At 70.7% G+C, this 12644-nt stretch carries 12 protein-coding genes; 10 read left to right on the top strand and 2 right to left on the bottom strand.

Going from position 1 to position 12644, the window contains the following annotated elements:
• The first annotated feature begins 383 nt into the window (after window positions 1-383).
• The 8 genes from ABFX51_RS36340 to ABFX51_RS36305 all read left to right on the top strand — a co-directional run bounded on the left by ABFX51_RS36340 (window position 384) and on the right by ABFX51_RS36305 (window position 9548).
• Window positions 384-1967, top strand: a complete 1584-nt coding sequence (locus tag ABFX51_RS36340; RefSeq protein WP_091508701.1) for an ABC transporter substrate-binding protein — start codon at window positions 384-386, stop codon at window positions 1965-1967.
• A gap of 40 nt (window positions 1968-2007) precedes the next feature.
• Window positions 2008-2949, top strand: a complete 942-nt coding sequence (locus tag ABFX51_RS36335; protein ID WP_346056509.1) for an ABC transporter permease — start codon at window positions 2008-2010, stop codon at window positions 2947-2949.
• Window positions 2946-4859, top strand: a complete 1914-nt coding sequence (locus ABFX51_RS36330; RefSeq protein WP_346056508.1) for a dipeptide/oligopeptide/nickel ABC transporter permease/ATP-binding protein — start codon at window positions 2946-2948, stop codon at window positions 4857-4859. The genes ABFX51_RS36335 and ABFX51_RS36330 overlap by 4 nt, the downstream gene beginning before the upstream one ends.
• Complete coding sequence (locus tag ABFX51_RS36325; RefSeq protein WP_346056507.1) at window positions 4856-5845, top strand: oligopeptide/dipeptide ABC transporter ATP-binding protein; 990 nt, start codon at window positions 4856-4858, stop codon at window positions 5843-5845. Before ABFX51_RS36330 ends, ABFX51_RS36325 begins: the two co-directional genes overlap by 4 nt.
• On the top strand, window positions 5842-7209 hold the full coding sequence (locus ABFX51_RS36320) for an alpha/beta hydrolase domain-containing protein (protein ID WP_346056506.1): 1368 nt from the start codon (window positions 5842-5844) through the stop codon (window positions 7207-7209). Before ABFX51_RS36325 ends, ABFX51_RS36320 begins: the two co-directional genes overlap by 4 nt.
• 15 nt (window positions 7210-7224) lie before the next feature.
• On the top strand, window positions 7225-8049 hold the full coding sequence (locus ABFX51_RS36315; protein ID WP_346056505.1) for an alpha/beta fold hydrolase: 825 nt from the start codon (window positions 7225-7227) through the stop codon (window positions 8047-8049).
• A 205-nt stretch (window positions 8050-8254) separates the two neighbouring features.
• Window positions 8255-9082: a hypothetical protein gene (locus ABFX51_RS36310; protein ID WP_346056504.1), complete on the top strand. Its 828-nt coding sequence runs from the start codon at window positions 8255-8257 to the stop codon at window positions 9080-9082.
• 97 nt (window positions 9083-9179) lie between these two features.
• Window positions 9180-9548, top strand: a complete 369-nt coding sequence (locus ABFX51_RS36305; protein WP_346056503.1) for an SbtR family transcriptional regulator — start codon at window positions 9180-9182, stop codon at window positions 9546-9548.
• A 4-nt stretch (window positions 9549-9552) separates the two neighbouring features.
• On the opposite strand, the gene ABFX51_RS36300 is transcribed toward ABFX51_RS36305, so the two are convergent.
• Together ABFX51_RS36300 and ABFX51_RS36295 are read right to left on the bottom strand one after the other, a co-directional pair.
• Window positions 9553-10332, bottom strand: coding sequence for an SDR family NAD(P)-dependent oxidoreductase (locus tag ABFX51_RS36300; protein ID WP_346056502.1), 780 nt, complete (start codon window positions 10330-10332; stop codon window positions 9553-9555).
• A gap of 23 nt (window positions 10333-10355) precedes the next feature.
• Window positions 10356-11192, bottom strand: a complete 837-nt coding sequence (locus ABFX51_RS36295; protein WP_346056501.1) for an NAD(P)-dependent oxidoreductase — start codon at window positions 11190-11192, stop codon at window positions 10356-10358.
• A 103-nt stretch (window positions 11193-11295) separates the two neighbouring features.
• Here ABFX51_RS36295 and ABFX51_RS36290 point away from each other — a divergent pair, with 103 nt between their 5' ends.
• Both ABFX51_RS36290 and ABFX51_RS36285 read left to right on the top strand, forming a co-directional pair.
• Window positions 11296-12135 (top strand): helix-turn-helix transcriptional regulator, encoded by an 840-nt coding sequence (locus tag ABFX51_RS36290; protein ID WP_346056500.1) that lies wholly within the window; start codon window positions 11296-11298, stop codon window positions 12133-12135.
• A 39-nt stretch (window positions 12136-12174) separates the two neighbouring features.
• Window positions 12175-12357, top strand: coding sequence for a hypothetical protein (locus tag ABFX51_RS36285; RefSeq protein ID WP_346056499.1), 183 nt, complete (start codon window positions 12175-12177; stop codon window positions 12355-12357).
• Window positions 12358-12644 lie beyond the last annotated feature (287 nt).

Raw genomic sequence — 12644 nt, 5'->3', positions numbered from 1 at the left:
CCCCGCAACCCAAAAACACGCCCGCCGCCGCTTGACAACCACATAGGGACACCCCCCCGGGTCGACGAAGCATAACCGGCCTGCGATCGGGCCAGCCGCACCAGCGCGACGGAACTCGTCCAAGCATGACTTAGCACGACACAAGTTGACAAGATGTGATGGGAAAGTACCGCGTTTTTACCGAAAACTCCCTGTCAGTCACGGTACGTGCATCATCAAACCCGTTGGTCACACCAGCACAGGTCCAGCCGATACACGACAGAATCATTGACAGTCGGAAGATCTCCGGCTTATGGTCCAGCCCACACTCGCCGGACGGCGACCGGCTGCGCGCGCACCGGGCAGCCGGCGTTCGGCCGCTCCCCAGTGTCGAGGAGGACACGATGCGCAGACTTTCGCCGGGCAGGCGGCGCGCCCCCGCTGTGCTCGCCACCGCCACCGCGATGTCACTGGCGTTGTTCGCGGCCGCGGCCTGTTCGCCGGCCGGCGGCGGCTCGCCGTCCAGCGGTTCCGCGTCGAAGCTCACCCTGCAGTTCACCGGTCCGCCGATCAGCCTGAACCCCGCGCTGGGCGGCAATGGACTGTCCACGATGTACACCGCGCTCGCCTACGACCCGCTGATCTACCTCAGCGGCGACGGCAAGCTGGTCCCGGACCTGGCCACCGAGTGGCACTACGTCGGCGAGGGCAACAAGGTCTTCGAGCTGACCCTGCGCCAGGGCGTCAAGTTCACCGACGGCAGCCCGCTCACGGCCGACGCAGCCGTCGCGTCGATGAACTACTTCCTCAAGGCGGGTGGCGGACTCGTCAGCAACGCCGGGCCGATCGACTCGATCACGGCGGCGGCCCCCGACAAGGTCCGCGTCACGTACAAGTCGGCGAACCCCGACGCCGCCATGACCATGACGCAGTACTACGGGATCGGCTCGATCATCGGGCCGAAGGGCCTTGCCGACCCGCAGTCGCTGCTGACCACCAGCGACGGGACCGGGCAGTACGTCTACAACGGCAAGACGTCGGTGGCCAACAGCCGCTACGACTACGACAAGAACCCGGCCTACTTCAACCCCTCCGCCCAGATGTTCGGCGGCGTGAGCATCCGCGTGATCGGGGACGCGCAGGCGGTGCTGTCCGCCACGCAGACCGGGCAGGTGCAGTTCGCGGCCGGCAGCTCCGCCACCGTGGACGCCGCGAAACAGGCCAACCTCACGGTCCTCTCGGCGCCGTTCTTCAACTGGAACCTGATCCTCGCCGACGCGGCGGGGACGGTCAGCAAGCCGCTGGGCGACGTCCGCGTCCGGCAGGCCATTGCGTACGCGCTCGACCGCAAGGGCCTGGCCAACGCGCTGGGCGGCCAGTACGCCGGCCCCAGCACGCAGGTCCTGCTGCCGGGCCTCGACGGGTACGTCCCCGAGGCCGGCTACACCTACGACCTCGCCAAGGCGAAGAGCCTGATGGCGGAGGCCGGCTACCCCGACGGGTTCCCGCTGACCGTCCTCACCGAGTCGGTGATCGACCGGAACACGACCTACTCACAGGCCATTGTGGACGCTCTGGGTGCCATCGGGATCAAGGCCACCCTGCACGTGGAGGCCACCGGCATCGGCCAGTTCTCCGGTGACGCGCTGAGCAAGCAGTACGCCGCGATCATCTTCCCCAGCGCGGGTACCGACCTGTTCCAGGTGCACAACCAGATCTCGGCGGGGCTGTTCAACCCGTTCGGCCACAAGGACGAGCAGCTGGACACGACGCTGGCGCAGGCTTTCGCGGCCGACGGTGCCGAGCGGACCCGGCTGTACCAGCAGGCCTCGCAGCGCTACCAGGACCTCGCCTGGTACGTGCCGGTCTTCTCCACCGAGAACCTCCTCTACGTCAGCCCGAAGCTGGACAACGTCAAGACCTCGGAGCTCAACCCCAACCCGATGCCGGTCGCGCCCACGCCGGAACTCGCCTGGCGGAACAAGTAGGCCTGGGGGAACCGATGACGCGGGAAGGAGGACGACTGCCGTGCTGAAACTGCTGGCCCACCGGATCGCGTTGTCGATCCCGCTGATCCTGCTGGTCTCGGTGGTGGTGTTCGCGCTCGAGTCGCTCGTGCCCGGCGATCCGGCGCAGACCGTGCTCGGGCAGGCCGCGACCCCGGAGAGCATCGCGGCGCTGCACCAGCAGATGGGGCTCGACCAGCCGTGGCTCGAACGCTACTGGAACTGGCTTTCCGGTCTGCTGCACGGAAATCTCGGCACCTCGCTGTTCACCGGCGACGACGTCGTGTCGGCGCTGAACACGCGGCTGGGCATCACGGTGTCGCTGGTGCTGTGCTGCGTGGTCGTCAGCGCCGTGGTCGGCACCGCGCTGGGCCTGTTCAGCGCGGTGCGCGGCGGCCCGGCCGCACGCGTCGTCGACGTGCTGTCGCTGGCCGGGCTGGCGTTGCCGAACTTCTGGGTCGCGATCGTCCTGGTGGCGTTGTTCGCGGTGAAGGTGCGCCTGTTCCCGGCGACCGGCTACGTGCCGTTCGCCGAGTCGCCGGGGCAGTGGGCGCGCTCGCTGGTCCTGCCGGTGGTCGCGCTCAGCCTGTTCGGGATCACCGCGGTGGCGAAGCAGGCCCGCGACTCGGCGCTCGACGTGCTGGACACCGACTACATCCGGGTGCTGCGCGGCAACGGCGTCGCGGAATCGCGGATCGTGTTCAAGCACGTCCTGCGCAACGCCGCCATCCCGGTGGTCACGGTGCTGGGCGTGGTCGCGGTCTCGATGCTCAGCGGCACGGTGTTCGTCGAGGGGGTGTTCGTGCTCCCCGGGCTGGGCAGCCTCGCCACGCAGGCCACCACGGACCACGACCTGCCCGTCATCCTCGGCATCGGCGTCTACTTCACCGTGGTGGTCATCGTCATCAACCTGCTCGTCGACCTCGCGTACGGCGTGCTCAACCCGAAGGTGCGGGCGTCATGACCACAGTGCCCGAACCGGCGACCGCCCCTCCGGCGTCCGGCACGAGCCTGGTCCGCTCCGTGCTCACGTCGCCCCGGGGTGCGATCGCCGTCGCGTTCCTCGTCCTGCTCGTGCTCGCCTGCGTGCTGGCGCCGCTCATCGCGCCGTACGACCCGCTGGCGCAGCACCTGTCCGCGGTCCGGGCGGGGCCCTCGGGCGACTACTGGCTGGGCACCGACAGCCTGGGCCGCGACCTGCTCAGCCGGCTGCTCCACGGCGGCCGCAGCTCGTTGCTCGGTGTGCTGGAGGCCGTCGTCGCGCAGCTGGTCGTGGCGGTCCCTTGTGGACTGTTCGCCGGGTACCGCGGCGGCGCCTTCGACCGGATCACGATGCGTGTCGCGGAGGTGGTGATGTCCGTACCGGTCATCATCATCCTGCTGGCGGTCCTGTCGATCTTCGACCGCAGCATGACGTCGGCCATGATCGCGTTCGGCGTGCTCGGCTCGGCGGGGCTGATGCGGGTCGTCCGCGGGGCGGCGCTCGCCGCGCGCGAGGAGCTGTACGTGACGGCGGCCGAGCTGATGGGCCTGTCACGGCTGCAGGTCGTCGTGCGGCACGTGCTCCCCCGCTGCCGCGGCGTCATCGTCGTCCAGGCGTCGTTGTTCGCGGCCGTCACGCTCGGGGTGCAGACCGGTTTGACGTTCCTGTCGCTGGGACCGCCCCCGCCCGCGCCGACGTGGGGCGGCATGGTCGCCGACGCCGCTTCGGTGTTCAACCAGGACGCGTGGATGCTCGTGCCGCCCGGCGTCACCATCGCGCTCACCGTGCTCGCGTTCGGCGTGCTGGGTGACGTCGTCCGCGATGCCAACGCGGAGAAGCAGGCCGCCGCACCCCGGGCTCGCCGCAGGCGCCACGCGGCCCCGGCCACCGGTGCCACACCGCGGGAAGACGTGCTGCTCTCGGTGCGGGACCTGTCGGTCGCGACCGATGGTGAGCACCCGCTCGCCCTGATCGACGGGGTCGGCTTCGACATCGAGGCCGGGGAGACCGTCGGCCTGGTCGGCGAATCGGGCAGCGGCAAGACCATGACGGCGCGTGCCGTGATGGGCCTGCTGCCCCGCAACTGCCGGATCGCCTCCGGGGCGGTCGTGTTCGACGGCAAGCCCATCCACGGTCTGGACCAGCGCGCGTTCCGCGAGCTGCGCGGCAGGCGGATCGCGATGATCTCCCAGGAGCCGATGGCCGCGCTCGACCCGTCCTTCCGGATCGGGTCGCTGGTCGCCGAGGTCGTCCGCGCGGTGGACGACCTCAAGGGCGCGGCGTTGCGCGCCAGGGTGGTCGAGCTCCTGCGCATGGTCGAGATCCCCGACCCCGAGGGCGTCGCCCGCCGGTTCCCGCACCAGATCTCCGGCGGGATGGCCCAGCGGGTCGCGATCGCGATGGCACTGGCCGGGCGCCCGGAGCTGCTCATCGCCGACGAACCCACGACCGCGCTTGACGTGACCGTGCAGGCGGAGATCCTCGACCTGCTGCGCTCGCTGCAGCGGGAGAACCACATGGCGATCCTGCTCGTCACGCACAACTGGGGTGTCGTCGCCGACCTGTGCACGAAGGTCGTCGTCATGTACGCCGGGCAGGTGGTCGAGACCGCGAGCGCCGCGGAAATCTTCAGCAGGCCCGCGCACCCCTACACGCGGGCGCTGTTGCAGTCCAGCCCGGAGAACACCCCGCTCGGCGAACGCATCCGGGCGATCCCCGGCGCGGTGCCCTCACCACACGAATGGCCGACCGGCTGCCGCTTCGCGAGCCGGTGCGACCTCGCGCGGCCGGAGTGCACGGAGGGAGCGATACCCGTGGAAGCGCTTTCCGGAGACCGGATCTCGCGCTGCATCAGGATCGAAGCCCTGCTCGGCGAGGAGGTGAGCCGGTGACCGCGTTGCTCGAAGTCGAGGGGCTGTGCGTCGACTACCCGGTCAAACGGCGGCAGAGCTTCCGCGCGGTGGACAGTGTCGACCTGACCGTGGCCGCCGGGGAGACGCTGGGGCTGGTCGGCGAATCGGGGTCCGGGAAATCCACGATCGCCAAGGCGATCCTGGGCATCACGCCGGTCACCTCGGGCACGATCCGGTTCGACGGCGTCGAGCTGGACCCGCGGCGCGTGCGGCGGCGCACCCCGGTCACCGACATGGGCGTCGTCTTCCAGGACCCGGTCAGCTCGCTCGACCCGGCCAAGACCGTCGGCTACACCGTGGCCGAGCCCCTGCTCGCCCGGAAAGGCGGGGACAGGGCCGAGGTGCGCCGGCGGGTGGCGGAGATGCTGGAACTGGTCGGGCTGCCCGCGGGTGCCGCTTCCCGTTACCCCGCCCAGTTTTCGGGCGGCCAGCGCCAGCGGATCGCGATCGCGCGGGCGTTCGTCGTCCGGCCCCGGCTCGTCATCTGCGACGAGGCGGTCAGCGCGCTGGACCTGTCCGTCCAGGCGCAGATCCTCAACCTGCTGTCCGACGTCCAGCGCGAACTGGGCGTCAGCTACCTGTTCATCTCGCACGACCTGAGCGTCGTCGAGCACATCTCCGACCGGGTCCTGGTGCTCTACCGGGGGCGCGTCATGGAAACCGGCACCGCCCGCGAGCTGGTCCGGTCGCCCCAGCACCCCTACACGCGGGCGCTGCTGGCGGCCGCTCCCGTGCAGGACCCGGCGCGGCAACGCCGGCGCCGGGAACTGCGGGAGAGCTACCGCGTCCAGCGCGGCCCCGCGTTGCCTCTGGCCGACTCGTGCCCGTACGCGCACCGCTGCGGCTTCGCCGTCGACGCGTGTTTCCAGCGGCAACCGGTGCCTCAACCGGGCGCTGCGGGAGGGATCGTCACCTGCCACCGCCACGGCGATCTGCCGGCCGTCCAGGTCGAGGAGGTGGCATGACGGCGCCGCTCGGGACCGCGCGGCTTCCCGGCACCGGTTTCGGTGTGGACCTGGAATCCGCCGGGTACCGCGAAGACGAGTACCTCTTCAGCGGCAACGCGACCACGTGGACGTACGACTCGCGGATGCGCGCGGTACCCGAGGACAGCGAAGTTCCTTACACGACGCGGATCCTCGTCCGACGACCGGTGGATCCCGCGCGTTTCAACGGGGTCGTGCAGGCCGAACCGCTGCACCCGGAGTACGACACCGCACCCACGTGGCGCGCGCTGCATCCGTGGATCCTGCGGACCGGCGCGGCGTGGGTGGGCATCACGCAGGAACCGCGGATGGCCGAATCCCTGCGCACCGAGTTCGATCCCGGCCGGTACGGCTCGCTCTCGATCCCCGCGCCGAGCCTGCGTTACGACATCGTCGCGGACGTCGTCACGGCGCTGCGGACCGGAAAGCTCTGGGACGGGCCGGAAATCGTGCGTGCGTACCTCTCGGGCTGGTCGATGACCGGCAGCTTCTGCCGCGTGTTCCTCGGCGAAGGTTTCCACGAACGGCGGCGCCTGCCCGGTGGCGCACCGGTGTTCGACGGGTACGTGGTCGCCATTTCCTCGGGCGGCGCGGAACGCGCCGGTTACCCGGGCCTGTCGGACATGCCCCCGATGGACGACGCGCGGCGGACCATCGGCGGGCACGACGTCCCGGTGGTCGAACTGCTCAGCGAGGCCGAGTCGGAAACCCACGAACCGGTCCTGCGCCCGGACAGCGACGAGCCGGACGACCGTTACCGGCTCTACCAAATCGCGGGCACCTCCCACGACAGCACCGGCCCTCGGCAGGTTCTGACGAACCAGGAACAGTACCGGCGCCGCGGGCTGCCGGTGCCCAGCCAGCGGATCGTCGAGACCCCCAGCGATGCGCGGCTCGATTTCGTGGCCCGCGCGGTGTTTTCGCTCCTCGACCGGTGGGTCGCGGAGGGGACGCCGCCTCCGCGAGCGGACCGGTTCACGTTCGCCGACGGCGACCTCGCACGCGACGACCAGGGCAACGTCCTGGGCGGCATCCGCACGCCGTGGGTGGAGGTTCCCGTCGCGCGGTACCACCCGCACAGCACGCCGGTGCCGGGGGCGTGCGTGCCCTCGCCGTGGATGCCGATGATCGAGCCCGAGGCCATGACCTGGCTGACGGGCAACATGACTCCCTTCCCCGCCGAGCTGCTGAGCAGCCGGTACCCCACGGCCGAAGACTACCTCACCCGGTACCGCGAAAGCTGTTTCGCCCTGGTGGATCAGGGTTTCCTGCTCTGGGGCGAGGCCGAACCGCTGCTGGCCGCGGCGGAGCAGCGCGCCCTGCACTTGCTCCCCTCATCGTGAATCCGGAGGTTTCCCATGCCCTTCTTCGAGTTGCAGGACGTCAAGCTGTGGTACGACGAGTACGGCAGCGGTGACGAGGTGGTGCTGTCCAGCGCGTCCGGCTTCGACCGGTACCCGGCGGTGCTCGCGGACGCGCCCACCGGCTGCCACGTGTTCACGATCCAGGCGCGGGGGTTCGGGCGGTCCAGCCACCTCAGCGCGCCGCCGGAGCAGGGCTGGCTCGACCAGTGGGCGGACGACGTGCTCGCGTTCGCCGACCACCTGGGCGTGTCGCGGTTCGTCTACACGGGAGTGTCGCACGGCGCCGGGATCGGCTGGCACATCGCACGCCGTCATCCGGAACGGCTGAAGGCGCTGGTGTCGGTGGTGGGCACGCCGCACGACCGTGCCGGGGACACGTCGTCGTCGGCGGGGCGGCGCGCGATCGTCGAAAACCGGAAGGACACGGGGGTGCTGGAGGAGCAGTTCCGCATCCTCGGCGGTGCCACGGACACGCCGGAACAGGCCGCCGTCCGCGAGGAGACGATCGCGGCGCTCGTGCGGCACCACCTCGAGTACAGCGACGAAGAGGCGCGGATCAACCAGGGGATGCCGTTCCCGGAAGCCAAGACGAACGACGAACTCGCGGCGATCCTGCGCACGATCGACCTGCCGGTGCTCATCCTCGCCGGCCTGCGCGACGGCGTCATCTCGCCGGAGTCCACGTTGCGCGCGGCGAGGAACGTCCGCCGTTCGAAGGCGGTCCTCTTCGAAGACGAAGGCCACTTCATCGCCCGCGAACGCCCGGAGCGGCTCGTCGCGGAGGTGGCCGTGTACCTGGAGGAGCTGAAGGCGCGGTAGGACTACCGCGCGCTAGCCGGTCCTGGCGACTCCTCCACTGACCGGCAGCACCGCGGCGGGCGAGGGCGGAGCGGGTCATTCACCTGCCTCGAAGGAGCGGTGAGCGATTCCCGCCCCACCCCGCCTCCGCGGTAGTTCTTCCCACGGCGTAACGGATTCCACCGCTTGGACGAATACCCGTCCGACGCCGAAGGAGAGGTGGCCCATGCGCAAGCGCACGGTTCTGGCAGGTCTGGTCGCGGCCGGGCTCGTGATGGCCTCGGCCCCGTCGGCGGCCGCCGACCCGGCCGAAGTGGAGACGAGCGTGTCGCAGGCGTCTGTGCTCGCCGGAGACACGGTCACCGTCACCGAAAAGGTCACCAACGTCCACGACTTCTCCATCCTGCACCCGACCGTCCGGCTGTTCAGCACCCCCGACGCCCTCACGGAGTACGCGTCGCTCGTGGACTGCTCGGCGAGCTGCACGACCCTGCCGGGCGGCTTCCAGGCGACGCTGCCCGAAGCGCTGGACGGGTTCGCCTCCGCCACGGTCACCTTCACGCTGCGGATCGCGCCCGGCGCGCCGAACCTGCAGGAAACCCTGCAGGGCCAGCTCTCCGGCAGCAACTACGCGACCCCGCCCATCGACGGTCCCGCGCTCACGGTCACCGCGAAGGCCGACGGCGCCGTGGGCCTCACCGCCACCCCGAAGCTGGGCCTGCTCGTGCCACGCCTGGAGTTCACGGTTTCGGTGCGCAGCCTCGGCCCGGGCCCGGTGCAGGACGCGGTGGTCACCACCACGTTGCCGTCCGGCCTCAACGCGAGCGGCTGCACGCCGGGAGCGGGCACGGTCGCGTGCACCTTCCCCGACGTTCCCGCTGGTGAGGCCCGGACGGCCACGTTCTCCGTGCCGCTGAGCCTGCTTTCGCTCGGGCTGCCCTACACCTTCACGGCCCGGCAGACGGCGTCCGCGAGCCTCGATCCCGTCGCGTCGAACGACTTCGCGAGCACCACATGCACCGTGCTGACCCCGCTGCTGGTGAGCTGCCGCTGATCAGCGTCACCGGTCCGACCACGAGCAACAGGCACCCGCACGCTGTGTTCGGCGGAAGGACTGGCCGTGCCGATGCGGGGAGGCTTTCACCGAACAGATGGGCAAATGCGGCGCGATCGTCGAGGAAGCGCTCGCCGATCCCGATCCGTGGCACGGGTTCTGCACCCTGATCAACCGGGTGTTCGAGCTGCACGCCCAGGACCGCGGCGTCACGGCCGCGTTCCTCTCCGCGTACCCCAAGGCGCGGGCGCTCGACCACACCCGCGCCGCGACCCTGACGAACGCGGCCGAACTGGCCCGCCGCGCGAAGGCAGCCGGAAAGCTCCGCCCCGACTTCGTCGTGCAGGACCTCATCCTCATCATCATGGCCAACAGCGGCGTGAGGGCGACCGACCCGATGCCTCACGTCGCTTCGCCGCCCTGGCAATCGACGCGTTCCGGGCCGACGCCGCAGCTGGTGTCCTGAAACCTCACCCGGCCCGGTACCGCGTGGCGAGCTCCGGGCTCTGGCCCCCGAAGACGGCGAGGTCGGCCTGGAAGACCGCCTCCAGCAGACCGGCGTCCTCGACACCCGGGGCGCAGACGACCTCCCCCAGCTCGAGGCCGCGCAGGCTGGCGGTCACGACGTCCTCGGCCGACATGCGCGGCACCGCGCTCAGGTCCATGCCCTGCCGCTCGTGGAACTCGGTGGCGACCACACCCGGGCACACGACCTGCACCCGGACGCCGCTGCCCTCCAGCTCCGCGCTGAGGATCTGCGACATCGCGACCAGGTAGGCCAGGCTGCCACCGTAGACGGCCCGGCGCGGCATCACCGAGTGCGGCGCCGGCCCGCTGAACGCGATCATGCCGGCGACGTTGACGATCGTGCCCTCACCACGCTCCTGCATCCCGGCGACGGCGGCGCGGCTGAGCAGGGTGGGCGCCAGGACCTTGACGTTGACCAGTTCGCTCGCCTTCCCGGCCGGCAGCTCGGCGAGCGGCATGTAGTGTGCGACACCGGCGTTGTTCACCAACAGCGTCAACGGTTCCGTGGCGCAGAGTTCGGCCACCTCGTCGACTCCGTCCTGAGTGGACAGATCGGCGGTGACCGTGTGCACCTTGACGTCCTGGTGCGCCGCGGCGAACTCCTCCAGGCGCTCCTTGCGCCTGCCCACGAGCACGAGGTCGTAACCGTCGGCCGCCAGCCGTTCGGCGAACGCCCTGCCGATGCCGGAGGTGGCACCGGTGACGAGTGCGAGCTTGTCCATCTTCTCTTCCTTTCCGGGAGTTTTCAGGGGTTGAGGCTGCGCAGCAGCCCGGGCAGGCCGCGTGCACCGGCCAGCCCTCGTTCGGTGACCGGCCGGGCGTCCACACCGGACTCGCGCATCGCCGCGTCGAACAGCTCCATGTCCAGTGCCTCCACGGCGGACAGGTGGTCGACGACGTCGAGCGTCACCATCGTGTTCAGCAGCGTCAACGCGGCGCTGGACGCGCTGCCGAGCTTCAGCACGCCGGTCAGCCGCACCGGGTCCACCCCCGCTTTCGCGGCCAAGTCGACGATTTCGGCGATGTTGGCCTGGTTCAGCATGAGCAGCGCGTTGTTGAACAGCTTCGCCATCTGTCCGGCACCCGCCTCCCCGAGGTGGACGACGTGACGGGAGAACGACGAGAACACGGGCTCGCAGCGGTCCGCGGCGGAACGCGGGCCGCCGACCATGGTGGTGAGCCGCCGTTCCTCGGCGCCCGGCCGCCCTCCGCTGACCGGCGCGTCCAGGACCGCCACCCCGGCGGGTGCGCAGATCTCGGTCAACCGCACGGCGTTGGCGGGCAGGCCGGTGCCGTGGTTGACCACGACCGAGCCGGGACGCAGCCCGTCCAGGAGCCCGCCGGTGACCAGGTTCAGCACGTCCTCGTCCGTGCTGACGCACAGCCCGACGATGTCGCACGCCGCGGCCAGCTCCTGGAGGCTGTCGTGGCGGACGTGCGGCACGTCCCGCAGACCCCGCAGGGAGGCGGGGCGCCGGGCCCAGGCGTGCAGGGCGAACCCGGCCTCGGCGATGGCCGTGGCCATGGGCAGGCCCTGGTCGCCGAGCCCGATGAAGCCGACTACCGGTCTCGCGGTGTCCATGCCACCGAGGTTGCCGCCTGTTCCGGTGGCCAGCCAGGTCCTCAGGCTTCCTGGGAACGCCGGTACCAGGCGGCGCCGGGGTGGCGAGGACATACTGGACTTCGTGGGGACGAAGGAATTCGGGCAGGCGGTCCGCCGGTGGCGTGAGCGGGTGTCGCCGGAGGCCGCGGGACTGTCCTCGGGCGGTCAACGCCGCGTCACCGGGCTCCGCCGTGAAGAACTCGCCCACCTGGCGGGCATTTCGGTCGACTACGTGATCCGCCTCGAACAGGGGCGGGCGACCAACCCCTCGGTCCAGGTGGTCGAGGCACTGGCCAGGGCGCTGCGGTTGTCGGCGGCGGAGCGCAGGCACCTCTTCCAGCTGGGCGGGCTCCAGCCGCCGGGCCCGGAGTGCGTGCCCGCATACCTCACGCCGAGCGTGCAGCGGCTACTGGACCGGATGGCGGGAACCCCGGTCGCGGTGTTCGACGCGGCGTGGACGCTGCTCCTGGCCAACCAGCCCTACGCGGCGCTCATGGGTGATCCGGCCGGGTGGCACGGCCACGAACGCAACGCGGTGTGGCGCAACTTCTTCGGCCTGAACGACCGGGTCCGGCACACCCCGGAGTCGCGGCACGCACTGGAGACCGCGCTGGTCGCGGACCTGCGCGCCACCGCCGCGCGCTACCCCGCCGACCCGCGGCTCCAGCGGCTGGTGTCGGACCTGCTCACCCAGAACGAGCGGTTCGCGGGGCTGTGGCACGCCGCCGTCGCGGGACACCACGAGGCCGCCCGCAAGACGATCGACCACCCGGAGGCCGGCCCGCTGACGCTCGACTGCGACGTGCTCACCGTGGCCGGGAGCGACCTGCGGATCATGGTGTACACGGCCGAACCGGGCAGCGAGGACGCTGACCGCCTCGCGCTGGTCACCGTCCTGGGGACGCAGTCGCTGGTGGGTTAGCCGGCGTGAACTGTCAGGGGGTTCTGCCAAGATCGGGCCATGACGGAAAGCCCGCCCGTGGTGGACCCGGACCAGCGCTGGCGGCTGGAGGCACTGGCCAGTGTCGTCCAGTCGGAGCTCGTGGCCGCCGGGCTGCCGGTGGTCCCGAATGGGCGGCCGGTGGGCGCGGCCGGCGCGATCGTCACTGTCGAGGGGATCCGCACGCACCGCGCCCTCCCCTAGTTTTCGCTGGTGACGGCGTCAATGCGTCGTCGCACGCCGAGAACTGGAGGGCGAGGGCGTTGAAGTCGAGGTAACGGTCAGCGGGAACCGGAATCCCCCGGAGGCTCACCAGGGTGGTCGCGGCGGCGCTCACCGCCGCCGCGCTGGCGGCCTGTGGGGCCGCCACGGAAGAAGGCGAGGGCGCGCCACCAGTCGTCCCCGAGGCGGCCGCCACACCGCGCATCACCTAAGGGATGTCTCGTAACTCGTGTTGTGGTTGGTGGGGCTGGTGTTGCAGTCAGTCGGCG

This window comes from Amycolatopsis dongchuanensis (assembly GCF_039542405.1).
GTDB lineage: Bacteria > Actinomycetota > Actinomycetes > Mycobacteriales > Pseudonocardiaceae > Amycolatopsis_E > Amycolatopsis_E sacchari.
Note: the sequence above shows the minus strand (reverse complement) of the source record. Positions and strands in the feature narration are given on the sequence as shown.

Bases quoted from the DNA above. Each gene is read 5' to 3' on its own strand.
- ABFX51_RS36285 (WP_346056499.1), top strand. From the start codon at position 12,175: ATGACGGAAAGCCCGCCCGTGGTGGACCCGGACCAGCGCTGGCGGCTG.
- ABFX51_RS36320 (WP_346056506.1), top strand. From the start codon at position 5,842: ATGACGGCGCCGCTCGGGACCGCGCGGCTTCCCGGCACCGGTTTCGGT.
- ABFX51_RS36330 (WP_346056508.1), top strand. From the start codon at position 2,946: ATGACCACAGTGCCCGAACCGGCGACCGCCCCTCCGGCGTCCGGCACG.
- ABFX51_RS36340 (WP_091508701.1), top strand. From the start codon at position 384: ATGCGCAGACTTTCGCCGGGCAGGCGGCGCGCCCCCGCTGTGCTCGCC.
- ABFX51_RS36310 (WP_346056504.1), top strand. From the start codon at position 8,255: ATGCGCAAGCGCACGGTTCTGGCAGGTCTGGTCGCGGCCGGGCTCGTG.
- ABFX51_RS36300 (WP_346056502.1), bottom strand. From the start codon at position 10,332: ATGGACAAGCTCGCACTCGTCACCGGTGCCACCTCCGGCATCGGCAGG.
- ABFX51_RS36315 (WP_346056505.1), top strand. From the start codon at position 7,225: ATGCCCTTCTTCGAGTTGCAGGACGTCAAGCTGTGGTACGACGAGTAC.
- ABFX51_RS36305 (WP_346056503.1), top strand. From the start codon at position 9,180: ATGGGCAAATGCGGCGCGATCGTCGAGGAAGCGCTCGCCGATCCCGAT.
- ABFX51_RS36295 (WP_346056501.1), bottom strand. From the start codon at position 11,192: ATGGACACCGCGAGACCGGTAGTCGGCTTCATCGGGCTCGGCGACCAG.